The sequence below is a fragment of the Modestobacter lapidis genome, from assembly GCF_054780755.1.
This window is the reverse complement of record NZ_BAAGVS010000001.1, coordinates 186883-212636: the sequence shown is the minus strand read 5'-3', so window position 1 is coordinate 212636 and position 25754 is coordinate 186883. Positions and strand designations below refer to the sequence as shown.

At 74.3% G+C, this 25754-nt stretch carries 25 protein-coding genes; 9 read left to right on the top strand and 16 right to left on the bottom strand.

The annotated features are described in order from the left end of the window. The first annotated feature begins 152 nt into the window (after positions 1-152). Complete coding sequence (locus ACYVG5_RS00985; RefSeq protein WP_222045155.1) at positions 153-779, top strand: TetR/AcrR family transcriptional regulator; 627 nt, start codon at positions 153-155, stop codon at positions 777-779. A gap of 147 nt (positions 780-926) precedes the next feature. Here ACYVG5_RS00985 and ACYVG5_RS00980 read toward each other — a convergent pair whose 3' ends face one another. Further along, on the bottom strand, positions 927-2321 hold the full coding sequence (locus ACYVG5_RS00980; RefSeq protein WP_222045154.1) for an FAD-dependent oxidoreductase: 1395 nt from the start codon (positions 2319-2321) through the stop codon (positions 927-929). Positions 2322-2372: 51 nt separating this feature from the next. Further along, positions 2373-3467: a class I SAM-dependent methyltransferase gene (locus ACYVG5_RS00975; protein ID WP_222045152.1), complete on the bottom strand. Its 1095-nt coding sequence runs from the start codon at positions 3465-3467 to the stop codon at positions 2373-2375. 131 nt (positions 3468-3598) lie between these two features. Here ACYVG5_RS00975 and ACYVG5_RS00970 point away from each other — a divergent pair, with 131 nt between their 5' ends. After that, positions 3599-6445: an ATP-binding protein gene (locus ACYVG5_RS00970; protein WP_222045149.1), complete on the top strand. Its 2847-nt coding sequence runs from the start codon at positions 3599-3601 to the stop codon at positions 6443-6445. On the opposite strand, the gene ACYVG5_RS00965 is transcribed toward ACYVG5_RS00970, so the two are convergent. Continuing rightward, positions 6428-6766: a PspC domain-containing protein gene (locus tag ACYVG5_RS00965; protein ID WP_222045147.1), complete on the bottom strand. Its 339-nt coding sequence runs from the start codon at positions 6764-6766 to the stop codon at positions 6428-6430. The genes ACYVG5_RS00970 and ACYVG5_RS00965 overlap by 18 nt on opposite strands. Before the next feature lie 135 nt (positions 6767-6901). Between ACYVG5_RS00965 and ACYVG5_RS00960 the strand changes: the two genes are divergently transcribed. Both ACYVG5_RS00960 and ACYVG5_RS00955 read left to right on the top strand, forming a co-directional pair. Continuing rightward, entirely contained in the window at positions 6902-7930 is a 1029-nt protein-coding gene (locus ACYVG5_RS00960) for a YihY/virulence factor BrkB family protein (protein ID WP_222045145.1), read from the top strand. Positions 7931-8014: 84 nt separating this feature from the next. Next, positions 8015-9589 (top strand): ATP-dependent DNA ligase, encoded by a 1575-nt coding sequence (locus tag ACYVG5_RS00955; RefSeq protein ID WP_222045143.1) that lies wholly within the window; start codon positions 8015-8017, stop codon positions 9587-9589. Positions 9590-9820: 231 nt separating this feature from the next. On the opposite strand, the gene ACYVG5_RS00950 is transcribed toward ACYVG5_RS00955, so the two are convergent. From ACYVG5_RS00950 to ACYVG5_RS00935, 4 genes are all read right to left on the bottom strand, one after another. Further along, positions 9821-10510 carry a class II aldolase/adducin family protein gene (locus ACYVG5_RS00950; RefSeq protein WP_222045142.1) on the bottom strand — a complete coding sequence of 230 codons (690 nt, stop codon included), beginning with the start codon at positions 10508-10510 and terminating at the stop codon, positions 9821-9823. A gap of 93 nt (positions 10511-10603) precedes the next feature. After that, positions 10604-11257, bottom strand: a complete 654-nt coding sequence (locus tag ACYVG5_RS00945) for an N-carbamoylsarcosine amidohydrolase (protein WP_222045140.1) — start codon at positions 11255-11257, stop codon at positions 10604-10606. Positions 11258-11312: 55 nt separating this feature from the next. After that, positions 11313-12200 carry a polysaccharide deacetylase family protein gene (locus tag ACYVG5_RS00940; RefSeq protein WP_222045138.1) on the bottom strand — a complete coding sequence of 296 codons (888 nt, stop codon included), beginning with the start codon at positions 12198-12200 and terminating at the stop codon, positions 11313-11315. Positions 12201-12288: 88 nt separating this feature from the next. Next, positions 12289-12498, bottom strand: coding sequence for a hypothetical protein (locus ACYVG5_RS00935; protein WP_222045136.1), 210 nt, complete (start codon positions 12496-12498; stop codon positions 12289-12291). Between the two features lie 2 nt (positions 12499-12500). Between ACYVG5_RS00935 and ACYVG5_RS00930 the strand changes: the two genes are divergently transcribed. Continuing rightward, on the top strand, positions 12501-12653 hold the full coding sequence (locus ACYVG5_RS00930) for a hypothetical protein (protein WP_222045134.1): 153 nt from the start codon (positions 12501-12503) through the stop codon (positions 12651-12653). Positions 12654-12687: 34 nt separating this feature from the next. Continuing rightward, on the top strand, positions 12688-13977 hold the full coding sequence (locus ACYVG5_RS00925; protein ID WP_460682895.1) for a D-arabinono-1,4-lactone oxidase: 1290 nt from the start codon (positions 12688-12690) through the stop codon (positions 13975-13977). 2 nt (positions 13978-13979) lie between these two features. Here ACYVG5_RS00925 and fahA read toward each other — a convergent pair whose 3' ends face one another. Both fahA and ACYVG5_RS00915 read right to left on the bottom strand, forming a co-directional pair. Beyond that, positions 13980-15164, bottom strand: coding sequence for a fumarylacetoacetase (gene fahA / locus ACYVG5_RS00920; protein WP_222045132.1), 1185 nt, complete (start codon positions 15162-15164; stop codon positions 13980-13982). A gap of 17 nt (positions 15165-15181) precedes the next feature. Further along, a complete protein-coding gene (locus tag ACYVG5_RS00915; protein WP_222045130.1) occupies positions 15182-17077 on the bottom strand; it encodes an FAD-dependent oxidoreductase in 1896 nt (631 codons plus the stop codon). 176 nt (positions 17078-17253) lie between these two features. On the opposite strand from ACYVG5_RS00915, the gene ACYVG5_RS00910 reads away from it, so the two are divergent. Genes ACYVG5_RS00910 through ACYVG5_RS00900 form a run of 3 tightly spaced genes read left to right on the top strand, consistent with a single transcriptional unit; the run spans position 17254 to position 20092 of the window. Next, complete coding sequence (locus ACYVG5_RS00910; protein WP_222045128.1) at positions 17254-18297, top strand: amidohydrolase family protein; 1044 nt, start codon at positions 17254-17256, stop codon at positions 18295-18297. After that, positions 18297-19070, top strand: coding sequence for a metal-sulfur cluster assembly factor (locus tag ACYVG5_RS00905; protein ID WP_222045126.1), 774 nt, complete (start codon positions 18297-18299; stop codon positions 19068-19070). The genes ACYVG5_RS00910 and ACYVG5_RS00905 overlap by 1 nt, the downstream gene beginning before the upstream one ends. After that, the gene (locus ACYVG5_RS00900; RefSeq protein ID WP_222045124.1) at positions 19067-20092 is read left to right on the top strand and encodes an NAD(P)-dependent alcohol dehydrogenase; all 1026 of its coding nucleotides are present in this window, start codon (positions 19067-19069) and stop codon (positions 20090-20092) included. The genes ACYVG5_RS00905 and ACYVG5_RS00900 overlap by 4 nt, the downstream gene beginning before the upstream one ends. 93 nt (positions 20093-20185) lie before the next feature. Here the strand turns inward: ACYVG5_RS00900 and ACYVG5_RS00895 are convergent, their stop codons facing one another. The 7 genes from ACYVG5_RS00895 to ACYVG5_RS00865 form a co-directional block, all read right to left on the bottom strand. After that, entirely contained in the window at positions 20186-20362 is a 177-nt protein-coding gene (locus ACYVG5_RS00895) for a hypothetical protein (RefSeq protein ID WP_222045122.1), read from the bottom strand. Further along, positions 20359-20649 carry a hypothetical protein gene (locus ACYVG5_RS00890; protein ID WP_222045121.1) on the bottom strand — a complete coding sequence of 97 codons (291 nt, stop codon included), beginning with the start codon at positions 20647-20649 and terminating at the stop codon, positions 20359-20361. Before ACYVG5_RS00890 ends, ACYVG5_RS00895 begins: the two co-directional genes overlap by 4 nt. Before the next feature lie 5 nt (positions 20650-20654). Then, positions 20655-20861, bottom strand: coding sequence for a hypothetical protein (locus tag ACYVG5_RS00885; protein WP_222045119.1), 207 nt, complete (start codon positions 20859-20861; stop codon positions 20655-20657). Positions 20862-21072: 211 nt separating this feature from the next. Then, positions 21073-22401 (bottom strand): Nramp family divalent metal transporter, encoded by a 1329-nt coding sequence (locus ACYVG5_RS00880; protein ID WP_460682894.1) that lies wholly within the window; start codon positions 22399-22401, stop codon positions 21073-21075. Positions 22402-22444: 43 nt separating this feature from the next. Continuing rightward, complete coding sequence (groL, locus tag ACYVG5_RS00875; RefSeq protein WP_222045117.1) at positions 22445-24094, bottom strand: chaperonin GroEL; 1650 nt, start codon at positions 24092-24094, stop codon at positions 22445-22447. A gap of 125 nt (positions 24095-24219) precedes the next feature. Beyond that, positions 24220-24576: a propane 2-monooxygenase effector subunit MimD gene (gene mimD, locus ACYVG5_RS00870; RefSeq protein ID WP_222045115.1), complete on the bottom strand. Its 357-nt coding sequence runs from the start codon at positions 24574-24576 to the stop codon at positions 24220-24222. Continuing rightward, a complete protein-coding gene (locus ACYVG5_RS00865) occupies positions 24573-25703 on the bottom strand; it encodes an aromatic/alkene monooxygenase hydroxylase subunit beta (RefSeq protein ID WP_222045113.1) in 1131 nt (376 codons plus the stop codon). The genes mimD and ACYVG5_RS00865 overlap by 4 nt, the downstream gene beginning before the upstream one ends. Positions 25704-25754: the final 51 nt, after the last annotated feature.

Sequence of the window (25754 nt, the reverse complement as noted above, 5' to 3'; positions counted from 1 at the left end):
GATCGCGCACCGGGTGGCGAGCAGCGCCGCGGTCGCGCAGCGAGGAGTGGAATCCTGACCTCCGCCGTGCTGACCTACGCTGGGCCGCATGACGACGCGACCGGCCCCTGCGGCGCAGCCGCCGGGACGCTCCGGCGGAGAGGTCGGCTGACGTGGCGGGTCTGCGCGCCGCGCAGAAGGAGATGACCCGCAAGCTGCTGCTCTCCACGGCGCTCACGCTGTTCGAGTCGCAGGGGTACGCGGCGACGACGGTCGACGACATCGCCGCGGCGGCGGGCACCACGCGGGTGACCTTCTACGCCTACTTCCCTTCCCGCAGCGACCTGATGCGGGAGCTGATCGCGGAGCTGAACGGCATTCTCGACCGGATCAACTCACCGGCCCACGGCTCGACGGCGAACACGCTGGTGGCCGCCGTCCGGGAGGGCACCCGGGAGTCGATCTCCGCCTGGCTGACCGACGTCTCCGGCCAGTGGGACACCATCCGGCCCTACACCAACGCCGCCAACGAGGCCGCGACGGTCGACCCGGAGCTGCGGAGCCTGGTCGGCCAGTGGATCGAGGAGGTGGTCGCCGACATCGAGGAGGGCCTCGCCGGGGCCGGCCGCTTCGATCCCGACACCCGGCACGCCCGCGGCGCGCTGGCCTTCGCCCAGCTCGACTTCGTCGCCCGGACCTGGGCGCACGGCAGGCCGGCGGCCGAGGTCGACCGGATGATGGGGGTGCTCGCCGACAGCTGGTGGCACCTGTTGTCCGGCGACGGCACACCCCGGGGGTAGCTGGGTCCCGGGTCCGGACGGGTCGGGCTCCCGGCACCGGCCCCCCCGACCCACCCCCGCCGTCGGCCGGCCGCTCGGCAGCCCGTCCGGGAACTCCAGCGGGTGCGGCGGTGTGGCCCGGCTGGTCCACGACCATGCGGTCCTACGTCAGCCGGCGTCGTCGTCCGGCGCAACACCACGGACGGGGCCGGGGCCGGCCGGCCGGAGCGCGGCCCGTACCGCGTGCCGGACCACGCGGGCCGCGACACCCGGCCGGAGGAGGGTCGCCGGGTGGTCCACCAGACCGGTCACCCCGACGAAGGCACGGGCGAGCGTCGCGTCGTCCGCGGCGGCGGCGTGCAACCGGGGGACGTAGGCGTTGAGCAGTCGCACCCTGGGGGTCCGCCGTCCCTCGACGGCGGGGAAGGCGAGGTCACCGCCGACCGCGATGTCCCACGGGACGTCGATGACGCGGGCGATGTCGGCGAGGAACCGGCCCGCCTCCGGGGCGGCTCCCCGGCGCAGGTGCCGGCGCAGCACCTGGGCCTCCAGCGCGGCCACGCTCATGCCCTGGGCATACAGCGGGTTGAAGCTGCACACGGCGTCACCGATCACCAGCAGACCGGCGGGGAACCGCGGCAGCCGCTCGTACCGGCGGCGGACGCTGGCCGGGAAGTGGAATGCGACGGCCTCGTCGAGCGGCTCTGCGTCCCGGACCGCCTCGTGGACGTCGCGGCAGTGCAGTGACCGGGCGAAGGCCAGGAAGCCGTCGGGGTCCGTCGGCGGCCGGTCGCCCAGCACCCCGGCGAGGGTCACCAGACAGCGGCCGCCTTCCACGACGGCGAGCGCGGCACCCCGCGGGTGCGCCGGCGTGGGGGCGGCGAGCACCGCGAGGTCGTCCCCGAGCGCGCCGGGGCGCAACCGGTAGGACCGCGTCGCGTAGTGCAGCCCGATGGCCACCCGCTCGGTCGCCGGCCGGGGGTGGCCGAGGGCCGCCAGCCATCCCTCGACGCGGGAGCCGCGACCGGTCGCGTCCACCACGAGGTCGGCGGGCAGCACCTGCTCCGCGCCACCCTCCGCCCTGGGCAGGACCCGGACGCCGGTGACCCGGCTCCCGTCCGCGGTCGCCGTCAGGCCGGTGGCGGTGACGCACCCGGTCACCGTCACCCCGGGCAGCGCGCGGACCCGGGCCCGCACCTGGGCCTCCAGCAGAGGTCGGCTGGCGCTGGCGGCGCGCAGGCCGCTGGCCGGCCCCTGAGCCAGCCGGTGACCGCTCATGAACCAGCGGACGTCGCGCTGGGCGTCCATCACCGGCACCCCCTGCCCGGCCAGCTCGCCGGTCAGGCCGGGGAGCAGCTCCTCCAGCTCCTGCTGGCCGCGGGCGACGAGGGCGTGGATGTGGCGCCCCTGCGGCACGCCCCGCCGGGCCCGGGCACCGGCCGGCAGGTCGTCCCGGTCCAGGACCGTGACCTCCGCGTAGGCGTCGGCCAGCACCCGGGCCGCGAGCAGCCCCGCCATGCTCGCCCCGAGGACGACGGCCCGCCGGCCGAGGCGCTGGTCCATGATTCGGCGCCCCTTCCGCGGGCTCCCGGTGCAGCGGAGGGCCTGGCGGGGTCAGGGGCGGGCCTCGAGCACCATGGTGAACGGCGTCTCGGCCGCCCGGCGGACCCGGCCGAAGCCGGCCTCGTGCAGCACCTCGGTGAGCCGGGCCTCGCCGGCCTGCCCGCCGAGCGTGCGCCCACCGGGAACGGTCTCCCCGCCCTGGGCGACCGCGTTGGGTGTGCACAGCTGGGTCGAGGCGGCGTACATCAGCCGGCCCAGCGGGTGCAGGTTGTCCTCCAGCCGGTCGCCGGCCCGCGGCTCGACGAGCAGCACGGTGCCGCCCTCGGCCAGCACCGCGCAGGCACGGCGGGCGGCCGCCACCGGGTCGCCCATGTCGTGCAGGCAGTCGAAGAAGCACACCAGGTCGTAGCCGCCACCGGCCGGCGCCGGGATGGCGTCGGCCGTGGCGACGTCGAAGCGCACCTGGTCGGACAGCCCCGCGGTGGCCGCGGCGGTCCGGGCGGCGTCGATCGAGGCATCGTGGACGTCGAAGCCGGCGAAGGACGACGCGGGGAACGCCCGCGCCATGATCGTCGTCGAGGCGCCGTGCCCGCAGCCGACGTCGGCCACCTGGGCACCGCGGACCAGCTTGTCCTCCACCCCGTCCAGCGCCGGGATCCACTCGCTGGTCAGGCTGGCCGCGTACCCGGTGCGGAAGAAGCGCTCGGTGGCCGGGTACAGCCGCGGATCGTGGTCGCCCCAGCCGATGCCCGCCCCGGTGCGCAGCGCGTCGGCGGTGACGTCGGCGTCGGCCCAGCTGCTGGCCGCCATGCCGAACGCGCCGGCCAGGAAGACGGGGCTCGCGTCATCGGCGAGGACGGCCGCGTGCTCGTCGGGCAGGGTGAAGGTGCCTCCACCACCGTTCCCGCCCGGCTGGTAGGTGACGTAGCCACCCGCCGCCTGGGCGGCCAGCCACTCCTGCAGGTAGCGGGGGTGCGTCGTCGTCCGGTCGGCCAGCTCGGCCAGGGTCAGCGGGCCGGCGCCGGCCATCGCCCGGTACAACCCCAACCGGTCACCGACGTAGGACAGGACGCCGGCCTCGGCGGCCGCGATGTCACCGATCACCTGGTTCGCGAACTGCTCCACCCGTGCCATGTCGACGGTCATCGTTCTCTCCTCCGGTCGGTCGTGGGAACCCCACCGTGGCCGGACCGGCGCGCGCCGACATCCGGCAGATCACGGAGATCGACGGGTCGAGGCGTTCCCGCGGGGCGGTCCCCGGCACGTAGCCTCGGTGGATGGAACGCCGGCCCGGCGGCTCCTGCCGCCTCCGAGGCATCCCGGACTCCCCGCCGTTGACGGGTCGACGCCGGGAGCAGGACCTCCTGCGCGCCGCTCTCGACCGGGTGCAGACCGGGGCGGGCGCCGCGATCGCGCTGGAGGGCGAAGCGGGCATCGGCAAGACCCGGCTGCTGCACCAGGTGCTCTCCGAGGCGTCGGACCGGGGCTGGTGCACGCTGTCCGGCCGGGCCGAGGAGCTCGAGCGGCACCGGCCCCTGCACGCCCTCGCCGGAATGGTGGCGGGGGTGCCCGCCGGGCACCGGCCGGACCCGGCCCGGGGCACGGAGCACGCGCTGGTCGACACCTTCGTCGACGGGGTGAGCTCGCTGGCCGCGCGCGGACCCGTCGTCCTCGCGGTGGACGATCTGAACTGGTGCGACGGGGCGTCGCTCCGCGCGCTGGCCGCGGTGGCCCGCCGGACGGCGGCCGACCCGGTGCTCCTGCTCACCGCGTCCCGCCCGCTCCCCCGCAGCCGCCCGCTGGAACGGCTCGGTGAGGTGCTGCTCGCCGTCGGCGGGATCCCGGTGCACCTGGACGCGCTGCCCGCCGAGGACGTCGACGGGCTGACCGCGCACCTCACCGGCGCGCCCCCGGGGCCGGTGCTCCGGGCCTGCGTGCGGAAGGCCGGGGGCAATCCGTTCTACGTGGTGGAGACCGTTCGCGCACTCGTCGAGGACCGCGCCCTGGAGGTCCGCGCAGGGCGCTCGGAGTGCCGGGACCAGCTGCTCCCCAGCTCGGTCCGCCGGCTGGTCCTGCACCGCCTCACCGCGCTGCCCACCGATGTGCAGGAGGTGCTCCGGCTGGCGGCCGTCCTGGGCGGCTCGTTCAGCGTCGCGGACCTCGCAGCGTTCACCGGCCGGGACGCGGTGGCGCTCGCCGGGCCCCTCCGCACCGCCGCGGAGGCCGGCTTCCTGACCGACGGCGACCGGGCGCCAGGGCTCCCCGGCGCGCTGTCCTTCCGGCACGACCTCATCCGCGAGGCGCTCTACACCGATCTCCCGGCTGCCGTCCGCGCCGGGCTCCACCAGCGGGCCGGGGCCGCCCTGGCCGCCGCGGCGGCGCCGGCGGCCCGGGTGGCCCAGCAACTGGCGCTCGGCGCCTACGCGGGGGAGGCCTCGGCCGACCGGGCGGTCGACTGGCTCCGCCGGGCCGCCGCCGACCCGGCCGCGCCGGCATCCACGACCGCCGCCCTGCTCGAGCGCGCCCTGGCGCTCACCGCCCGGACCGGCCCCACCCGCGATGCCGTGGCCGCCGAGCTGCTCCCGTCCCTGCTGGCGACCGGCCGGGCCGGTCAGGCGGCCCGCCTGGCGGCCGATCTCCTCCCCCGCCTGGTCGGCCCGGACCAGGAGACGGCCGTACGGGGGATGCTGGCCGCGGCCAGGCAGGCCCAGGGTGACGTGGCCGGGGCACTGCACGAACTGGACCAGCTCGCCGGCCTTCCCGCCGCGGGCCCGGCGGCCACCCAGGTGCTGGCCTTCAGCGCCGCCCTGCGGCTCTACACCGGGGACGCCGCCGGGGCCGACCGCGACGCCGGCCGGGCCGCCGAGGCGGCCGAGGCGTCCCAGGACGCGCAGACCTGGTGCGCCGTCTGGGCCACCCGTGCGCTGGCCGCTGCAGCGCGCGGGGACGTCCCCGGCGGCCTCGCCCTCGCCGGCCAGGCAGCCGCCCGGGCAGCCCGGGATCCCTGGCTGCAGTTCGCCAACGACCCCCGGACCAGCCTCGGGGTGGTGCTGGCGAACGCGGACCGGCTGGCCGATGCCGAAGCCGCGTTCCACTCGGCGCTCCGCCACAGCGACGCCACCGACGGTCCGGCGCCCAGCTTCCACTGGGGCCTGGTCGGCGTGCACTACCTCGCCGGCCGCCTCGACGACGTGCAGGTGGAGGCCCAGACCGGCCTGGTCCTCGCCGCGGAGGGCGGCGACACCTGGGGCGCGGCGGTGGGCTCGGCGTTGCGCGCGCGGTGCCGGCTGTACGCCGACGACCTGCCGGGCGCCGCGGCCGAGCTGGACGCCGCCCGCGGGGTCCGGTCCGGACCACCGACCTACGCCGACGACTGGCTGGTGTGGGTGCGGGCCCTGCTGGCCGACGCCGCCGGCCGGCCGCAGGACGCGGCCGCCCGCGCCGCCGAGGCGTGGTGGACACTGCCGGGGCTGCACTACCTCTACGGCTGGCGGTTGATGGCCGGGGACATCGTCCGGCTCACCAGGGTGGCCGACCGGTCGACGGCGGAGAGCGTCGTGGCCGACGCCTCCCGCGGAGCCGACCTGGCCGGACCCGACGTCCCCGGCGCCCGTGCCGTGGCGCTGCGGTGCCAGGGAATCCTCACCGGCGATCCGGACGTGCTGCTCCAGGCGCTGGCGGCCAGCCGGCGGGCCGGGCGTCCGCTCGACGTCGCGGCCACCGCCGAGGACACCGCACGGGCGCTGGTCGCACTCGGCCGCCCGGCGGAGGCCGTGCCCGTGCTGCAGGAGGCGCTCGGCCTCTACGAGCGCTGCGGTGCCCCCCGGGCGGCCGCGCGGGCGCTCGCCGGGCTCCGGGAACTGGGCGTGCGCCGCCGCGCACGGACGCCGACGCGGACGGCCGACACCGGGTGGTCGGCGCTGACCCCGACCGAGACCCGGGTGGCCGCGCTGCTCGCCGAGGGGCTCACCAACCGGCAGATCGGTGAACGGCTGTACATCTCCCGGCGCACGGTCGAGACCCACCTGGTGCACGTCTTCGGCAAGCTCGGCGTCCCCACCCGGTCCGCGGCCGCGGCGGTCGCCGCCCAGCAGCAGGCCGTGCCCTCACCGGCCCGGCGCTGACCCCGGGAGCAGCGCGTGCAGCTTCTCGGCCAGCCGGTCCAGCGGCCCGACCTGCTCGCCCGGCCCCCGCGGGGCCGGCGGCAGGAGCACCCACAGCAGCAGGTAGACCAGCACACCGCAGCCGCCGGCGAAGGTGAGGGCGACGAACCCGACCCGCCAGAGCAGCGCGTCGATGCCCAGGTGCGCGGCCAGGCCGCCGCAGACCCCGCCGACCATCCGGTCGGTGCTGCTGCGGCGCAGCGGCGGCGGTGCGGGCGTGGGCGGCGCGGATGGCTGCGGGGTACCGGGGTCGGCCGGCGGGGCGGGGATGGCTGATGTCATGGCACGAGCCTGCCGAGCGGACGGGCGGCCGACCATCGGGGAACACCCGGACCCGACCCTGGCTCTCGGCTCGGGGCCGCGGGTCGGGGGACGGCTGGCATTTGCGGGCCTGCCGGGCGCGCGGTGGGATGGGCCATGACGCTGGCCCGGAACGACCGCGCCGCGACCGGACCCCCCGCGCCGGGACACGGTGCCGACGCCGGCTCGCCGCATCAGATCCCGGTGCGGGCCTGGGGACGGGTGCTGCGGCGCGTCGGGCGGCACGTGCTGAGCGACCGGCTGATGGTGCAGGCCGCGGGCGTCTCCTTCTTCGCCGTCCTGTCGATCGCCCCGGTGCTGGTGACGGCGATCTCGGTGTACGGCGCGGTGAACACCCCGCAGCAGGCCCTCGAGCAGCTGTCCAGCCTGGCCGGGATGCTTCCCGAGGACCTCGATCCGGTGGTCGCCGACCAGCTCACCACGATCACGACCGCCTCCGGGCAGGTGCTCACCTTCCGGGGGCTCACCGGGCTCGTGGTGGCGCTCTGGACGGCGACCACCGCCATGACCTACCTCATCGACGGCCTGACGCTGGCCTACCACGAGACCGAGACCCGGGGGCTCCTGCGCCGCAGCGGGCTCGCGCTGGCCTTCGTGCTCGGCGGCGCCCTGCTCCTGGGCGCCGCCATCGCCGTGGCCGGCATCGTCTCCCGGGCGCTGCCCGGCGCGACCGGGCCGGTCCGGGCCGTCGCCCCGGTGCTGTCCTGGGTGCTGCTCGCCGCCCTGATGGCCGGGGTGCTCGCGGTGCTCTACCGCTTCGCCCCTGACCGGAACCAGGCCCGCTGGCGGTGGATCAGCGGCGGGGCCGCCGTCGCGACGCTGCTCTGGCTGGCCACCTCGCTCGCGCTGTTCGCCTACGTGCAGCGCCTGGGCAGCTACGAGTCCACGTACGGCTCGCTCGCCGGCGTGGCGATCAGCATGTTCTGGCTGTGGATCACCGTCTTCCTGGTCTTCGTGGGGGCGGCGGTCAACGCCGAGGCCGAGCGCCAGACCACCCGCGACTCGACCGTCGGGCCCGAGCAGCCGCTCGGCGAGCGCGGGGCCGTCGTGGCCGACAGCGCCCCGCCGTACCCGGGCGAGCACGGGCACCGCGGGGTGGACCGCCCGCACGGCGTGCGCCGCTGACCCGCAGCGCCGGGGCACCGCGGTGCACGGCGGTGTAGGCGGTGCAGGGCGGCGCGAGGAATGCACGGCTGCCACGATGGCGCGGTGCTGCTCGCCGACGTGCTCGCCGCCTCCGCCGCCGTCGCGGCCACCCGGTCCCGGACGGCGAAGGCCGCAGCGATCGCCGGGCTGTTGCGGGCCGCCGCCCCCGACGAGGTCGAGCCGGTCACCGCCTGGCTGGCCGGTGAGCCGCGGCAGGGCCGCCTCGGGCTGGGCCGGCGCGCCCTGACCACGGTGGCGCACGAGCCCGCTCCCAGCCCGTCGCTGACCGTCGGCGACCTCGAATCGACCCTCTCCGCGCTCGCCGCGACGTCCGGCCCGGGGTCGGCCGCCCGCCGCGACGCGCTGCTCGGCGACCTGCTCGCCGCCGCCACGGCCGGCGAGCAGCTGTTCCTCGTCCGGCTGCTGACCGGCGAGCTCCGCCAGGGCGCCCTGGAGGGTGTCGCGCTGGACGCCGTCGCCGCCGCCGCGGAGGTCCCGCCGTCCGCCGTCCGCCGGGCCTTCATGCTCTCCGGCCGCCTCCCGGAGACCGCGGCCGCCGCGCTCACCGGTGGGGTCGAGGCGCTCGACGCGGTGCGGCTGCAGGTCGGCCGGCCGGTCCGGCCGATGCTGGCCGCGCCGGGATCCTCGCTCGATGCCGCGCTGGCCGACCTGGGCACCGAGGTGGCCGTGGAGTTCAAGCTCGACGGCGCCCGCATCCAGGTGCACCGGAACAGCGACGCCGTCCGGGTGTGGACCCGCACGCTGCGCGAGGTGACCGACGGCGTGCCCGAGCTGGTGGCGCGGATCCGGGCGCTGCCCTGCGAGACGGCGGTGCTCGACGGGGAGACCCTCGCCCTGGACGACGACGGCCGGCCGCGCGCGTTCCAGGACACGATGAGCCGCTTCGGCAGTGCCGCCGCCGACGCGGGCGTGCTGCTCAGCCCGTTCCTGTTCGACCTCCTGCACCTGGACGGGCGCGACCTGATCGACGAGCCGCTGTCCGTGCGGCTCGACGCGCTGGCCGGCCTGCTGGCCGACGACGAGCAGGCGGCGCTGCGGATGCCCGCCGTGCGCCGGCCGAGCCCCGAGCAGGCGGCCGGGGTGCTCGACGCGGCGCTGTCGGCCGGGCACGAGGGGGTCGTGGTCAAGGCGCTGGACGCGCCCTACGCCGCCGGCCGGCGGGGCAGGGCATGGCAGAAGGTCAAGCCGGTGCACACCCTCGACCTGGTGGTGCTCGGCGCGGAGTGGGGCTACGGCCGGCGGTCCGGGACGCTGTCCAACATCCACCTCGGCGCCCGCGACCCCGACGGAGGCGAGCCGGTCATGGTGGGCAAGACCTTCAAGGGCATGACCGATCAACTGCTGGACTGGCAGACCCGCACCTTCCCCGGGCTGGCCCGCGAGCAGCCGGCCTGGGGCGTGCTGCTCCGGCCCGAGCTCGTCGTCGAGATCGCCGTGGACGGCGCCCAGCGCAGCGTCCGCTACCCCGGCGGCGTCGCGCTGCGCTTCGCCCGCGTGCTGCGCTACCGGCCCGACAAGACCCCGGCCGAGGCCGACACCGTCGACGACGTCCGCGCGCTGCTCGCCGGCCGTGAGCCGGCCGCCGGTCACGATGCGAGTCGATCGACACGTCGGTAGCGGGTCCGGCCGGCCATGGTGGTCATGGTGGTCATGGTGGTCATGATCAGCAAGGCACCCACCGCACCGATGATCCAGCCCAGCCGTGCAGTCTGCCGCGAACGCGCGCCCGGGCCTGGGCCCCGAGCCGGTGCCCGTTCCCCGACCATGGCGACCGTTGCTGGGTACACCGCGCCGGTGCCGGGGCCGATGACCGCCCGGGCGCGACCAGCCAGCCGAAGGCGGGGGCCGTCAGGCAGGCAACTGGCGGACCAGGTGGTCCCAGACCGCGGCCACGGCCCGCGCGTTGTAGATGTTCTCCCGCTTGGCCAGGGACTCTTCCGGGGGCGACCAGGTCGGCCACCCGCCGGCGGACCGGGTGAGGATCTGCTGCGCGCAGGCCCGCTCCAGCAGGACGGCGGCCACCGTCGCCTCCTGCAGCGTCGGCCCCACGGCCACGATGCCGTGGTTGACCAGGAAGACCGCCCGGGCATCCGCCAGCGTCAGCGCCAGGGACCGCCCCAGCTCCCGGGTGAGGACGAGGTCCGCGGTCTCGGTGAACCGGGGTACGGCGGGCGGCACGAAGTAGTTGGCGGCGTGGCTGACCGGGCGTAGCGGCTGCCCGGTGGCCGCCAGGGCCACCGCTTGCGGCGAGTGGGTGTGCACGACCGCACCGACGTCCGGCCGGGCCGCCAAGATCTCGGTGTGGATCGGGTACTCGCTGTGCCGAGGGCCGACGCCGGCGAGCACCGCACCATCCGGGTCGACCAGCTGCACCCGGTCGGCGGTGACCTCGTCCAGGCTCCACTCGGCGGACTTGATCCACACTCCCCGGCCCTCGTCATCGCGGACTGAGGCATGCCCCCAGATCAGGTCCCCGTGCCCGGCGGCAGCCAGGACCCGGGACGAGAGGGCAACCAGCTCGCGGACATCGATGCTCAACGCAGGGGTCTCCGTTCGGTGGGAATGGCCGGCCCGGAGTCGGGCCACGGGTGGGCGCGCCGCCGGACGCAGGTCCGGCGACGCGCCAGGGGGTCACGCGGACGGCAGACCCCGCAGGTACGTGAGTGTCTCGGTCAGGCTGACGACGTCGCCGTACTTGGCGTCGATGTCGAAGAGGCTGGCCGCGTGCGGCAGCGCCGCCCGGTCCCCGACCGCCTCCTCCACCACGATGGTGCGGAAGCCGTACGAGCAGGCGTCCACCGCCGTCGCCCGCACGCACCCGCTCGTGGTGCAGCCGGTGATGATCAGGGTGTCGACCTGGCGGGAGACCAGCCGGGCGGCCAGGTCGGTGCCGAAGAAGCACGACGCGTACTTCTTCACCAGCGTCGTCTCGTGCGGGCGCTGGCCCAGCCGGCCGTCGACCGCCACCCACTCGCTGCCCTCGACCAGCCAGCTGTTCGCGGGGATCTTGCGCACCCAGACCCCGGCCTCCTGCAGCTCCGGGTCGTAGGCGACGGTGGAGAAGATGACCGGGACCCCCGCCGCACGGGCGGGTTCCAGCAGCTCGTTCGTGGCGGCGAGCTGGCTGTCCAGATCGCCGGCGAGCGGCGAGCGCAGGTCGGTGAATCCGGTGATGAAGTCGACGGCGAGCAGCGCCGGCCGCTGCCCGAACCCGACCCGGCTACCGAAGCCCTTGTCCTGGAATTCCTTGCGCAGCCGCGCGTACTCCTCGACGACCTCGCTCATCGTCCCACCTCCAGTGCAGCAACGGACCGGCAACGCCGGGCTGCCGAGCTGTTCATCAGGCGACCTCTCTCGTCGGCTCTGCCGAGGAGCGCTGGGCCCGGTAGGCCTCGGCGATCTCGTCGGCCGTGGTCAGCCACACGCCCTCGTGGCCGGCGATGTACTCCAGCGCCTGGTCCAAATACTTGTGCCGGAACGGCTGGTTGACGCTGAAGGGGTGCACGCACAGCGCCATCACCCGACCGCTGTCGCCGGAGTCCGCGTGGAGCTGGTCGAGCTGGTCGCGGACCGCCTCCAGGAACTCCGGACCCGTGTAGCTCTTGCTCACGAACAGCGTGACGTCGTTCATCTCGATGGAGTAGGGGACGCTGAGCATCCCGGGCACGGCGAGCTCGTAGGGCTGGTCGTCGTTCGTCCAGTCCAGCGTGTAGCCCAGGCCGAGCTCAGCCAGCAGCGAGGGCGTCTGGAAGGTCTCGGTGAGCGCCGGCCCCAGCCAACCTTGCGGTCGCCGGCCGGTCGCGGCCTCGATCGTGTCGACGACCTCGGTGAGGTAGGCCAGCTCCTCCTCGCGCGTCATCCCGGCCTGGAACGTGGAGTTGTCCCGGCCGTGCGCCAGCCACGCCCAGCCGCGTTCCCGGCCGGCCTCGATGATCTGCGGGTACCGGCTGCAGACGTCGGAGTTCAGCAGCACGGTGGCCGGCACACCGTGCCGGTCCAGGCTCTCGATCAACCGCCAGATCCCTACCCGCGGGCCGTAGTCCCGCCATCCGTAGTTCAGCGGGTCGGGCGCCAAACCGGCGGTGCCGCCGAAGATGCTCGTGGACGGCTTGTCGACCTGGTAGTGCTCGACGTTGAGTCCGAGGTAGAAGGCGACCCTGGCGCCGTTGGGCCAGGTGATCGCCGGGCGTTCGGGGATGGGGCTGTAGGTGAACAGCTCGTTGTCCATGGGCTGTCGTCCTGTCGGGTCGGGGCCAGCTGGGCCGGTCGTTCGCGAGGGATCTTCTGCAAAACAGAACGGTCTTCTGCCGGAATTCCTAGAGCACCGGCCCCGGGGATGTCAACGCCCCGCCCGGGTGCTCCTCGAAGTCCACGCCCGTACGGGCACCGGCCACCAGCGCGTAGCCGGCGGCATCGCCGCGGAAGGTCCGGCCCAGCCGGCCCGCCGCCCCGGTGACCGCCGTCGTCGTGCGGGCGTCCGCCCGGCCGGCCGGGGTTCCGCCTCGACGCCGGGGGTAGGGCCGCACCCATGCGCGAGATGGACCCGAAGGACCCCGACAGCCTGTACGCCGAGGGCCCGGTCGCTGCCGAACCTCCGGACGACGATCTGCCCGAGGCGTCGCCGCTGAAGGACTCCGGCGGTACCGGACCCGGGCCCGACGACCTCGACGAGCTGCTCTGAGCGCCCGGCCGGCGGGCCCGCGGGACACTGGGGCGTGACCGACCTGGCTGCCCGCTCCGCCCTGGCGACGAACTGGGCCGGCAACTACACCTACACGGCGCAGCGGCTGCACCGGCCGACGTCCCTCGCCGAGCTGCAGGAGGTCCTCGCCGGCGCCCTCCGGGTGCGGGTGCTCGGTTCCCGGCACTCGTTCACCGGCGTCGCCGACTCCGTCGAGCTCGTCTCGCTGGAGGCGATGACCGGCCGGGCGACGTCCCCCGCCGATGTCGTGGTCGATCCGGGACGCCGGACGGTCTCGGTCGACGCGGGCCTGACGTACGGCCGGCTGGCCGAGGCGCTGCGCGACGAGGGGCTCGCCCTGCACAACCTGGCCTCGCTGCCGCACATCTCCATCGCCGGCGCCGTCGCCACGGCCACCCACGGCTCCGGCGTCGGCAACCGGAACCTGGCCGCCGCCGTCGCGGCCCTGGACGTCGTGACGTCGAGCGGCGAGATCGTGCACGCCGCGCGGAGCGACGCCGACTTCGACGGCATGGTCGTCGGGCTCGGTGCGCTGGGCGCCGTCACCCGGGTCACCCTGGACGTCGAACCCGCCTTCGAGGTGCAGCAGCGGGTGTTCGAGGGGCTGAGCTGGGAGACCGTCCACGAGCACTTCGACGAGATCACCTCGGCCGGCTACAGCGTCAGCCTGTTCACGACCTGGCGCGAGGGCGTCGACATGGTCTGGGTGAAATCCCGGACCGACGCCCCTGGCCACCCCGGGGGCGAGCTGTTCGGGGCGCCGGCCGCGCGAGGTGAGCGGCACCCCATCCCCGGCCTCGACCCGGTGCCGGCCACCCCGCAGCTGGCCAGCCCGGGCCTGTGGTCGGACCGCCTGCCGCACTTCCGGATGGGCTTCACCCCCAGCAACGGCGACGAGCTCCAGTCGGAGTACCTGGTCCCGCGCCGGCACGCCGCCGAGGCGCTCGAGGCGGTGCGCGCGCTCGCCCCGAGCATCCGGCCGCTGCTCCAGGTGTGCGAGGTGCGCACGGTGGCCGCGGATGACCTCTGGATGAGCACCAGCCACGGCCGGCCCAGCGTCGCGCTGCACTTCACCTGGTTGCCGGCGCAGGCCGCGGTGGAGGCACTGCTCGTGGCCCTGGAGGCCGCGCTGGCCCCGTTCGACGCGCGCCCGCACTGGGGCAAGCTCTTCCTCGCCGACGCCGCGGTGATCGCGGCGCGGTACGAGCGGCACGCCGACTTCGTCCGCCTCGCCGAGCGGCTGGACCCGCGGGGCGCGTTCCGGAACGCCTGGCTGGAGCGGCACGTCCTCGGCGGGCGGTGAACTCAGCCGACCCCGCGGGCCGGCACGATCCGTCCACGGGCCTCGCCGAAGCCCAGCCGGGAGCCGCGCGGGCCGGGAGCCGAGGCGGTGAGGACCACCTCGTCGCCGTCCTCGAGGAACGTGCGCTGCTCCCCGCCCACGGTCACCGGCTCCGTGCCACCCCAGGTCAGCTCGATGAACGCGCCCCGGGTGTCCTTGGCCGGGCCCGAGACCGTGCCGGAGGCGAAGAGGTCACCGGTCCGGGACGGGGCGCCGTTGACGGTCAGGTGGGCCAGCATCTGCGCCGGTGACCAGTACATCTCGCGGTAGGGCGGGCGGCTGACCTCGACCCCGTTCCACTCGACCGAGAGCTCCACGTCCAGCCCCCAGGGCGGTTCCATCGCCAGGTAGGGCAGCGGCCGCGGCTCCTGGACCGGGGTGGGGATCCGGGCCGCCTCCAGCGCCAGCAGCGGCACCACCCACGGCGAGATCGTCGAGGCGAACGACTTGCCGAGGTTGGGGCCGAGCGGAACGTACTCCCAGGCCTGGATGTCGCGCGCCGACCAGTCGTTGAACAGCACCACCCCGAAGACGTGCCGCTCGGCCTCGGTCACCGGGACGGTGTCGCCCATCGCCGACCCCGTGCCGACGACGAAGCCGAGCTCGGCCTCGATGTCCAGCCGCACCGACGGCCCGAACACCGGAACCGGGTCGTCCGCGCCCTTCCGCTGGCCGCACGGCCGCACGATGTCGGTGCCCGACACGACGATGGAGCCGGCCCGGCCGTGGTAGCCGACGGGCAGGTGCTTCCAGTTGGGCATCAGCGGGTCGGGGTTGTCCGGGCGGAACAGCCGGCCGAGGTTCGCGGCGTGGTGCTCGGAGGCGTAGAAGTCGACGTAGTCCGCGACCGCGATCGGCAGGTGCAGCGTCACGTCGGCCAGGGCGTGCAGCGCCTCGTCCGGGACCTCCCCGGCCAGCCGGTCGGCGATCTGCCGGCGAACGGCCACCCACCGGCCGTGCCCCTGCGCCATGAAGGCGTTCAGATCCGGCCGGGCGAAGACCTCGTCGTCGAGCAGGACGGCGAGGTCGACGACGGTGTCGCCCAGCCGGGTGGCGACCCGGGGGGCGGAGCCGGCCACCGAGTAGACGCCGTAGGGCAGGTTGTCCGGCCCGAAGAGCGAGCCGGCGGGAACGGGGACGGTGGTCATGACGGTTCTCCTCGGGGTCAGCGGGTGGTGGCCGCGGTTGCGACGGCGGCGGCCAGGGCGTCGGTGTCGACCTGGTCGGCGAGCAGCAGGGCCAGCCGGGCGAGGAACCCCTCGCGGTCGTCGGGGAGCACCGTGTCGAGGGCGGCCGACAGCGCGAGCCAGGCCGCCTCACGGCGCTGCTGGCCGGCGGTGAGCGGTGGGCCGACCCCGTCGACCCCGTCGGCCACGGGGGTCCCGGTGGTGGGGCCGCGCCCGGCGCGCACCCGCGCCGGCAGCCCCGTCAGGTCGGCCACGGGGCCGCGCGCCAGGAGCAGCCCGTCGGGACGGACGACGAACACCTCCCCGGGGTCGGCGCCCCAGGCGCGCGCCAGGTCGCCGGCGTCGTCCGGCACCGTTCCGGCCGGTGGCGTACCCGTCGCCCCACCGACGAGCGCCAGCGTGCCGCCCTCCCGCGGCAGGGCGCCGGCCAGGTCGTCGCGGAGCCGGACCGCGGCCTCGATCGCTGCGGGGCCGAGACCGAACCCGAACAGCCCCACGCCGGCGCCCCGCACCTCGTGGAGCGAGGTCTGCGTGCCGTCGGCGAGCCGGACCCGGCGGTCCTCCACCGGGTCACCGGGCAGCAGTCCGCCGGTGCCCGGGGCGGCGGGCACCGTCAGCGGCGAGGATCGCGCGGAGGTGGCGCTGCTCTGCCGCGGGTCGATGAGCGAGCCGAACTCCGGGCGCACGGTGGCCAGCGCGAGCAGGGCGTCCCGGGTGGTGCGGTGGCCGTGGGTGCCGGGGGTCATGATCAGCGTCGACTTCCCGGCGTTGGCCACGTTCTGCTCCCAGGCGTGGCGCCGCTCCGTCGAGTACGTGTCGAGCAGCGTCCGGTCGGCCGCGCCGCTGACCACCGCGGCGAGCATCCAGGCCAGGGTCTCGGCGTCCTCCATGCCGGAGTTGAGCCCCCGCACCCCGAAGATCGGGACGAGGTGCGCGGCGTCGCCGGCGAAGAGCACGCGGCCGTGGACGAAGTCGTCCAGTGCGAGGGCGTGCGCCTGGTAGAGCCCGTGCCACTCCAGGGACCAGGGGCGGTCGTTCCGCAGCCACTGGAGGTGGCCGGCGATGCGGGCCCGGATCCGGTGCTCCTGCGTCTCGGCGTCGGCGTCCTCGGCGGGGTCGAGCTGGTAGTCGATGCGCCAGATGTCGTGCGGCTGGCGGTGCATGATCACCGTCGAGCCGGGGTTGCTGGGCGGGTCGAACCAGACCATCCGCTCGGGAGGCAGCTCGGACTGCCAGTGGATGTCGGCGATGACGTACCGGCCCTCGTAGCTGGTACCCCGCAGCCGGACCCCGGTGAGCTCGCGCATCCGGCTGCGGCCGCCGTCCGCGGCGACGACCCAGCGGGCCCGCAGGGTCCGGCGGCCGCCGGCGGTGTCGACCAGCAGGCCGACCTCGTCACCGGCGGGGATGGCCCCGGCGATGCCCGCGCCCCAGTGCAGGGTGATCAGGGGGTGGGCGAGCAGGGCATCGACCATGAGCTGCTCGAGCTCGGACTGCGAGACGTTGACCATCGGGCCCCGGACGGCGTGCGCCTCGTTCGCCATCCGGAACCGCAGCACCTCCACGTCGCGGTGGAAGCTGCGGCCGCCCTCCCAGGGCAGGGCGAGCCGGGACAGCTCCGCCCCGAAGCCGAGCCGGTCGGCGACCTCGAGGCTGTGCCGGGAGATGCAGATGGCCCGGCTGCCGAAGGAGACCTGGGTGGCCGCCTCCAGCACGGTGACGGCGATGCCGCGTTGGGCGAGGCCGAGGGCCACCGCCATGCCGACCGGTCCGGCGCCGACCACGACGACGGGCAGCGCCCGGTCCGTCGCGGTCATCGAGGCGAGCTGCGCAGGGGCGTAGGTGCACGGCCGGTGGTAGGGCGACCCGGTCATGTCAGCGGACCGCCCCGGACGGCCGTGCGGGACGTTCGAGCACCGGACCACCTTCCCGACGGGTTGTCCCAAAGTGGGACAGCCGGACCGTGCCGCGGGAACGCCCTCCGCGCCTAGCGTCCCGACCAGTGTGATCCAGCTCGCAACCCTAGCCAGACCCGGTCGAGGAGGCCCTCGTGTACACCAAGGACGGCGAGAAGTACTTCATCGTGGACGCGCACATCGCACTCTGGGACGCGCGCCCCGAGAACCAGCTGAACGTGCACGGCAAGCAGTTCATCGACTGCTTCTACGACTACCACCGCAACCTCAGCCCGGAGGCCGAGGTGTGGCCCTACGAGGAGTACCTCTACCAGGGCGGCGAGCGGCTGATGAAGGACATCTTCACCGACGGGTACGTCGACCACGCGATCTTCCAGCCGGCCCGGCTGGGGGAGTTCTACGCCAACGACTTCGGGCAGACCGAGGAGTCGTTCGCGCTCACCCAGGCCAATCCGGACAAGCTGACCTACAACCACTGGTTCGACCCGCGGGACGGCGAGCGGGGGCTGGACCAGCTGCGCGCGGACGCCGAGCGGTTCGGGCTGAAGGGCGTGAAGCTCTACACCGCCGACTGGCACGGGGAGTCCCGTGGCTGGAAGCTCGACGACCCGATGGCCTACCGGTACTTCGAGGTGTGCCGGGAGCTGGGCATCAGGAACGTCCACGTGCACAAGGGGCCCACGATCCGGCCGCTGGACCGGGACGCCTTCGACGTGGCCGACGTCGACCACGTGGCCACCGACTTCACCGACCTGAACTTCGTCGTGGAGCACTGCGGGCTGCCCCGGCTCGAGGACTTCTGCTGGATCGCCACCCAGGAGCCCAACGTGCACGCCGGCCTCGCGGTGGCCCTGCCGTTCATCCACACCCGGCCGCGGTACTTCGCGCAGATCATCGGCGAGCTCATGTACTGGATCGGTGAGGACCGGATCCAGTTCTCCAGCGACTACGCGCTGTGGACGCCGAAGTGGCTGGTGGAGGCCTTCGTCGATTTCCAGATCCCGGCGGACATGAGCGAGTACGGGCCGCTGAGCACCGAGCAGAAGAAGAAGGTGCTGGGGCTCAACGCGGCCAAGATGTACGACATCCCGGTGCCGGCCGAGCTGCAGCTGCCCGACGCCGACGAGACGGCGACCGGCCCCCGGCAGCCCGAGAGCGCCGACCTGGCGATGGCCTGATGACCGCGGTCCTCAGCGGGCAGCTGACCGAGGCGGGGGTCCGCGCGGCGCTGGGTGCCGTCGTCGACCCGGAGCTGGACGAGCCGATCACCGACCTGGGGTTCGTCCGGTCGGTGGCGGTGGCCGACGGCGGGACGGTGGAGGTGCACCTGCGCCTGCCGACGTCGTTCTGCGCACCGAACTTCGCCTGGCTGATGGTGTCCGACGCCCGGGACGCGGTCGCCGCGGTGCCCGGCGTGGGCCGGGTCGTGGTGCAGCTCGACGACCACTCCGACTCCGACCTGATCAACCGGGGGCTGGCCGCCGATGCCGGGTACGTCGGGACCTTCGGCCACGAGGCGGAGGAGAGCCTGGACGAGCTCCGGCTGACCTTCCAGCGCAAGGCGCACACCGCAGCGATGGAGCGGGCGCTGACCGCGCTGCTGCGGGCCGACCCCACGCTGGCGGAGGCCGATCTCGGGGAGGTCACGCTGGCCGACCTCCCGCCGGGACCGACCACCGATGCGTTGCTGCAGCGCCGGGCCGCCCTCGGCCTGCCCGTGGCCGGGGATGCCGCGGTGCTGGTGGACGCCGAGGGGCGCCGACCGGACCGGGCCGCCGTCCCGATGGCGGTGCGCAAGGCCCGCTCGGTGCGCATCTCCGTCGACGGGAACGCGCACTTCTGCCGCGGGCTGCTGGCCACCCGCTACCCCGGCGCCCAGGACGACCAGGTCCCGCGCGCCGCCGACCGCACCGTCCTGCCCCTCCTCCTCGACCAGAAGGTGAGCTCATGAAGGCCGTCCGCGTGACCGGGTACCACGAGAAGCTGCAGATGGACGACGTGCCGGTCCCGGAGGTCACCGGGCCGCACGACGTCGTCGTCCGGATCGGGGGTGCCGGGGTCTGCCGCACCGACCTGCACATCCTCGAGGGGCAGTGGGCGGAGAAGTCCGGCGTCGCGCTGCCGTACACGATCGGGCACGAGAACGCCGGCTGGGTGCACGCGGTGGGGTCGGCGGTGACCAACGTGGCCGAGGGCGACAAGGTGATCCTGCACCCGCTGGCCACCTGCGGGCTGTGCCGCGCCTGCCGGGCCGGGGACGACGTGCACTGCGAGAACTCCGCGTTCCCCGGGATCGACAGCGACGGCGGGTACGCCGAGTACCTGAAGACATCCGCGCGGAGCTGCGTGAAGATCGACGACTCGCTGGAGCCGGCGGGGGTGGCGGCGCTCGCGGACGCGGGGCTCACCGCCTACCACGCCGCGGCCAAGGCAGCGGCGCGGCTGCGGGCCGGCGACCGGTGCGTGATCATCGGCGCCGGCGGCCTCGGGCACATCGGGATCCAGGTGCTGGACGCCATCTCCCCCGCCGAGCTCATCGTCGTCGACCGCAACGCCGACGCGGTGAAGCTGGCGCTGTCGATCGGGGCGGACTCCGGCATCGTCGCCGACGGCAGCCAGGTCGATCAGGTGCTGGAGGCGACCGGCGGGAAAGGCGCCGAGGTGGTGATCGACTTCGTCGGTGAAGGTGGCTCGACGGCGCAGGGGCTGGCGATGACCCGCCGGGCCGGGGACTACCTGGTGGTCGGCTACGGCGAGAACGTCGACGTCCCGACCATCGACCTGATCTCGGCGGAGATCAACATCCTGGGCAACCTGGTCGGGAGCTACAACGACCTGGTCGAGCTGATGGCGCTGGCGGCGCGGCAGAAGGTCGTGCTGCACACCCAGCGGTACGCCCTGGACGACTTCCAGTCCGCGATCGACGACCTCGATGGCGGCCGGGTGCGCGGCCGGGCGATCCTGGTCCCCTGAGACGGGGGCGTACGTCCCCCGGGACGGGGGCGTACCGGCCAGGCGGCCGGTACGCCCCCGTCCGTCTCGCTTCGGAGGAACTTCGGAGAGACGTCAGCCGCGCAGGGCGCCGGCCCAGCGCCACTCCCCCGCGGGCCCGAGGTGCTCCACGCGCTGCACGTCCTCCTCGCGGTCGGGGTCCTCGGCCCAGGCGAGCGCGTCGTCGTGCCGGGTGAACTCGCCCTCGGCGACGACGTCGCCCATCCCGTCGAGGAACCGGTAGCGCGTCATGCCCCGGAGCCCAGCGGGCAGCCGGCCACGTGGTCGGGGGTCATGAGCGAGCTCCACTCGGCGCCGCAGACCCGGCAGAGCCGGTGTCCCGGGCCGCGGACGAACAGCGCGATGGTCGGATCCCCGCCGGCCAGCGCGTTCGCCGCGTGGGTGTAGACGGTCAGCTCGGCGTCGGTCATCTCCGCGCGCGGCTTGTCGACCACCTCGCGGATCCGGGTGAGCGCGTAGCGGCTCCACGCCAGGGCGAAGTGCGGATCGGGGTGCGGATCGGCCGCGGGGCCCGTCACCGGGGTCAGCTGCTCAGGAAGGCGGCGCCGACCAGGGCGGCCAGCACCCCGGCCAGCACGGTCACCCGGGCCCGCCGGGCGAAGGCCTCGACCCGCCGCCGGCAGCACGCGGGCACCGCGTCGGTGGGGGTGCGGCCGGCGGCGGCGACGGTCAGCACGGATCCCAGACCGACGAGCAGGCCCAGGGAGAGCAACGCAACGGCGAAGGACATCGGAACTCCGATGGCAGCAGGGTGGACGGCAGCGGGTGGACGGGCTCGGTGGCAGGACGCGGGACGTGGGATGTGGAACATGGGGGATCCGGGACGCGGACGCTGCGACGCCCGCCCGCCGCGACACGGGCGGCGACGTCGCGGCTGCCGGCACCGGCGGCGCGCGCGCCCGGTCCCTGGCCCGGACGGTCACGGCGTCCTCACGGTGTCCTCACAGGGCACTTCCCAGCACGAAGGCGTTCAGCGCGACCACCGCGCAGAGGACGACGACGGCGACGACGGTGGTGGCCGGGGCGTTCCGGTCCTCGCCCATCGAGGCACGGCGGGCGGTGAACCAGATCAGCGGCGCGAGGGCGAACGGCAGGCCGAAGGACAGCACCACCTGGCTGAGCACCAGCGCGTCGGTCGGGTCCATCCCCACCGCCAGGATCGCCAGCGCCGGCACGACCGACACCGCCCGCCGGACCCAGATCGACACCGACCGGTCGAGGAACCCCTGCATGATCATCTGACCGCTGTAGACGCCGACGCAGGTCGAGGCGAAGCTCGAGGCGAGCAACCCCAGGGCGAAGAGCGCCGCGACCACCGCCCCGGCCGACGCCCCGAAGGCCCGGTGGGCCGACTCGATGGAGGCGCCCTCCGCCGGGGTCAGCGCGGTGGCGGCCAGCATGATCGAGATGTTGACGACGGCGGCCAGCAGCATGGCCAGGAGCACCTCGGCCCGGCTGACGTGCAGCAACCGCCGCACCCCCCGCCCGCTGGCGGCGCGCACCCCGGTGGTGAGGCCGGAGTGCAGGTACACCACGTGCGGCATCACCGTCGCCCCCACGACACCGGCCGCCAGGTAGGCGCTGTCGGCGTCGGCCAGCCGGGGCACCAGCCCGGAGCCGATCTCCGCGGCGGTGACGCCGGAGATCAGCGCCGGGTAGACGAAGCCGACCGCGACCACGCCCAGGGACGCGAAGACCACCGGCCGGAACAGCCCGTGCCCGCGGACGGTCCCCGCCAGCACGACGCACGCCGCCACCACCATGACCACCGCACCGGCGAGCAACGGCAGACCGAACAGCAGGTACAGCGCGATCGCCCCGCCGACGATTTCGGCCAGGTCGGTCATCACCACGACGATCTCGGCCTGCACCCACATGCCCAGACGGACGGGGGTCGGCATGGCGTCCCGGCAGTGCTCCGGGAGGTTCCGGCCGCTGACCAGCCCGAGCTTGCACGACAGGTACTGCACCAGGATGCCCACGGCGCTGGCCGTGACCACCACCCACAGCAGCGCTGTGCCGAACCGGGAGCCCGCGGCCAGGTTGGTGGCCACGTTGCCCGGGTCGACGTAGGCCACCGCGGCCAGGAACGCCGGCCCCAGCGTCGCGACCGGCAGCCGCCAGCGGGAGCCGCTCCCCCGCCGCCGGCCGCCCGGTCCGGCCACGTCCGATCCGGGCGGCCGCCTCCCCGCGCGGAGCAGGTCGACGGCCGGGCCCGCCCCGGTCAGCTCCGGTGCCGCCGTGTCCCCCGTGCCGAACGGCGGGCTCACCGGTCCACCTGCCGCACCGGTCGGTGCTCGTGGCCGGCCACGGTCAGTAGATGTTCGAGGGGCGGACCATCCCCTCGGCCAGGTCACCGAAGCCGGGCGCGATGATGGCCCCGGGGTTGCCCAGCACCTGCTCGACGATGAGCGTCTCGGTGGTCAGCAGCAGGGCCGCGATCGACGCCGCACTCTGCAGCGCGGACCGGGTCACCTTGAGCGGGTCCATGATCCCGAGGTCGAACATGTCGCCGTACTCGCCGGTCTGGGCGTCGAAGCCCTGCCCGAGCGGCGCCTCGGCCACCCGCTTCACCACCTCGTCGCCGTCGTAGCCGGCGTTGATGGCGATCCAGCGCAGCGGCTCCTCCAGCGCCCGGCGGACGATGTCCCGGCCGACGGCGGCGTCCCCGGTGAAGTCCAGTTGATCGAGGTCGGCCTGCGCCTGCAGCAGGCTGACGCCGCCCCCGGCGACCACGCCCTCCTGGAGCGCGGCCCGGGTCGCCTGCAGCGAGTCCTCCAGCCGGTGCTGCTTCTCCCGGAGCTCCACGTTGGTGGCCGCCCCGACCCGGATGACCGCCACCCGGCCGCTCAACCGCGCGATCCGGAGGGTGAGGCTGTCCTGGTCGTGCTCGTTCTCGGCCCGCTCGAGCTCGCGCTTGAGCTGCTGCACGCGCAGCCCGGCCTCCCGCGCCTCGCCGGCCCCACCGACGATCGTGGTGCTGTTCTCGGTGACCACGACCTTCTTCGCCTGGCCGAGGTGCTCCAGCTTCACCGTCTCCAGGCTGATCCCGGATGCCGAGCTGATCACCCGGCCGCCGAGCACGGTGGCGAAGTCCTCCAGCTCGGCGAGCCGGCGGTGCCCGAATCCGGGGGCGCGCACCACGATGGACTGGAAGGTGTCGTGCACGTGGTTGGTCACCAGCATCGACAGCGCCGGCCCGTCGACGTTCTCGGCGAGGATGACCAGCGGCCGGCGGGCCCGCTGCACCTGCTCCAGCAGCGGCATCAGCGTCTGGACCGACGTGATCTTCTCGTTGGTGAGCAGCACGTAGGGGTTCTCCGCCACCGCCTCCATCCGGTCCTTGTCGGTGACGAAGTAGGCCGAGATGAAGCCGTGGTCGAACTCCACGCCGTCGACGAAGCTGACGTCCATCCCGAACTGGGGCCACTCCTCGACCGTCACCACGCCGGTCTCGCCGACGCGGCCGAGCGCGGTGGCGATGACGTCGCCGATCTCGGGGTCGTTGTTCGCCGACAGCAGCGCGACGTGCCGCAGGTCGGAGTCCCCGCCCATGGTGACGGTGCGGTCGGCGAGCACCTGGACGACCGCCGCGACGGCCTTCTCGATCCCGCGCTTGACCTGCATCGGGTTGGCTCCGGCGTCCACCGACCGCAGCCCCTCGCGGACCAGCGCCTGGGCGAGCACCGTCGCGGTGGTCGTCCCGTCCCCGGCGACCCCGTCGGTCTTCATGGCCACCTCTTTGACCAGCTGGGCGCCCATGTTGGCGAACGGGTCGCGCAGCTGGATCTCCCGGGCGATGGTGACGCCGTCATTGGTGATCGTGGGCGCGCCGGTGAGCTTCTCGATGACCGCGTTGCGGCCCTTGGGTCCGAGGGTCACCTTCACCGCGTCGGCCAGGGCGTTGACCCCGATCTCGAGCAGCGCGCGCGCATCGGCGTTGAAGCGCAGGTCCTTCGACATCTCAGCTTTGTCCTTCGGTCGGGGGTGCGGCGGGATCGGGTCGGGTGGAACGCGGAACGCGGTGCGGTGGGCCCCCGGCCGGGCAGCGCCGGCCGGGGGCAGGGGCGGGGCGCCGTGGCGCCGGCTCAGACCTGCTCGACGACCTTCAGGTCGAAGTCGATGTACTCCGCTGCTTCCTCGGGACTGGAGAACAGCATCGTGCGGTCATCGAGGTGGACCATCCGCCCGTAGTGGGTGGACATGATCTCCTCGAAGTCCGAGACGTCGAAGTCCGCGCCGACCGCGTCGGTGATCTCGGCGAAGTCGAACTCCAGCTTCCCGACCCCGTCGACGCGGATCATCGACGGGAACTCCGAGACGGTGACGTTCTCCTTCTGGCGCATCACGTCGGCGACGATGTAGCCGATCTGGTTGTTCATCAGGGTGACGCCGCACATGTTGGAGAAGCTGCGGTCGGCGGCGCCGAACTGGTCGTCGGTCATTCGGAGAGCTCCTTCGGGACGTCGAGGTCGAGTTCGGTCAGCAGGTTGGTGAGGTCGGCGGTGGCGGCCGCCAGGGACTCGGCGAACGGCACGACCCGCTCCCCGGGGTGGCTCCAGATCGGCTGCAGCTGGTGGGCGGCGTGCAGGCTGACCGGCACCCACTCGGCCAGCCAGCCCTGCAGCACCTCCCGGTTGGCCTCGCCGTGCTCCTCGTCGCGGGCGAGCATGCTGAAGAGCACCCGGGTGTACGCGAGGTCCCGGGAGTAGTCGTGCTCACCGGAGCCGACGATGGTCGGGGTGATGTAGTCGCCGTTGCGGGCGGCGACCTGCATGACCAGATGGCTGCGGAACAGCACCCCGACGAGCGACTCGAAGACCACGTTGGTGGCGAACAGCGCCTGCGCCCAGTCGCCGATCGCGGTGAGCCGTTCGGCGTTCTCGCGCACGCCCTGCCAGACCGGGTCCTCGTGCCAGACGGCCTTGTGCACCGAGCCGTCGAAGGGCAGGCCGCTCTCGGAGATGTCCAGGTTGAACAGCGCCAGGTCCTGGGCGAAGCGCAGCTTGTGCGCGGCGTTCACGCACATCGCGTTGTTGATCATGTTGGTCGGCGCCGAGCGCTGGGCTGCGGTGAACACGTGCATTCCCAGGCCGTTCTCGCAGTGCATCCACGCACCCAGGTCCCGCTCGACGAACGTCGTCCATCCGCGGGTCCACGAGTCGTAGGCCCGGGCGGCCTTGGCGTTCTCCAGGTTCTGCTGGGTCTGCCGGACGATGTTGGCGTTGTTCCGGTAGATCGTCTGTTCCCACTCCTCGTTGGGGTCCCGGAACTGGTGCCAGTCGCTCGACCTGAGCACCGTCCAGTCCTGCGGGTAGCCGCCGGGGCCGTTGGCGAAGCCGTAGATCCAGCCCTGGGTGAGGTGCCGGGCGGGGTCCGGCTGGACGTCGAAGGTGACGTCCTCGTACGTCGTCGCCCGCTTCTTGGCCGGCGTGAAGTAGTTGTAGGACCGGCTGGTCGAGCTGGGAAAGGTCTTGGCGCCGGCCTCGGCGTCGGTGAAGGCCGGCTTCGGGAAGCTGCGGACGTTCTCCGGGGGTGCGCTGGAGGTGGTCGGCTCTGCCGTGGCTGTCATCAGGCTTCTCTCTCTCATCGGTGGGAGGGGCGGCGCTGGAGGGTCCAGCGG

Coding starts and splice junctions, on each gene's coding strand:
- ACYVG5_RS00980 (WP_222045154.1), bottom strand. CDS start 2,321: ATGGACCAGCGCCTCGGCCGGCGGGCCGTCGTCCTCGGGGCGAGCATG.
- ACYVG5_RS00975 (WP_222045152.1), bottom strand. CDS start 3,467: ATGACCGTCGACATGGCACGGGTGGAGCAGTTCGCGAACCAGGTGATC.
- ACYVG5_RS00970 (WP_222045149.1), top strand. CDS start 3,599: ATGGAACGCCGGCCCGGCGGCTCCTGCCGCCTCCGAGGCATCCCGGAC.
- ACYVG5_RS00965 (WP_222045147.1), bottom strand. CDS start 6,766: ATGACATCAGCCATCCCCGCCCCGCCGGCCGACCCCGGTACCCCGCAG.
- ACYVG5_RS00960 (WP_222045145.1), top strand. CDS start 6,902: ATGACGCTGGCCCGGAACGACCGCGCCGCGACCGGACCCCCCGCGCCG.
- ACYVG5_RS00945 (WP_222045140.1), bottom strand. CDS start 11,257: ATGAGCGAGGTCGTCGAGGAGTACGCGCGGCTGCGCAAGGAATTCCAG.
- ACYVG5_RS00940 (WP_222045138.1), bottom strand. CDS start 12,200: ATGGACAACGAGCTGTTCACCTACAGCCCCATCCCCGAACGCCCGGCG.
- ACYVG5_RS00930 (WP_222045134.1), top strand. CDS start 12,501: ATGCGCGAGATGGACCCGAAGGACCCCGACAGCCTGTACGCCGAGGGC.
- fahA (WP_222045132.1), bottom strand. CDS start 15,164: ATGACCACCGTCCCCGTTCCCGCCGGCTCGCTCTTCGGGCCGGACAAC.
- ACYVG5_RS00915 (WP_222045130.1), bottom strand. CDS start 17,077: ATGACCGGGTCGCCCTACCACCGGCCGTGCACCTACGCCCCTGCGCAG.
- ACYVG5_RS00905 (WP_222045126.1), top strand. CDS start 18,297: ATGACCGCGGTCCTCAGCGGGCAGCTGACCGAGGCGGGGGTCCGCGCG.
- ACYVG5_RS00900 (WP_222045124.1), top strand. CDS start 19,067: ATGAAGGCCGTCCGCGTGACCGGGTACCACGAGAAGCTGCAGATGGAC.
- ACYVG5_RS00895 (WP_222045122.1), bottom strand. CDS start 20,362: ATGACGCGCTACCGGTTCCTCGACGGGATGGGCGACGTCGTCGCCGAG.
- ACYVG5_RS00885 (WP_222045119.1), bottom strand. CDS start 20,861: ATGTCCTTCGCCGTTGCGTTGCTCTCCCTGGGCCTGCTCGTCGGTCTG.
- groL (WP_222045117.1), bottom strand. CDS start 24,094: ATGTCGAAGGACCTGCGCTTCAACGCCGATGCGCGCGCGCTGCTCGAG.
- mimD (WP_222045115.1), bottom strand. CDS start 24,576: ATGACCGACGACCAGTTCGGCGCCGCCGACCGCAGCTTCTCCAACATG.
- ACYVG5_RS00865 (WP_222045113.1), bottom strand. CDS start 25,703: ATGACAGCCACGGCAGAGCCGACCACCTCCAGCGCACCCCCGGAGAAC.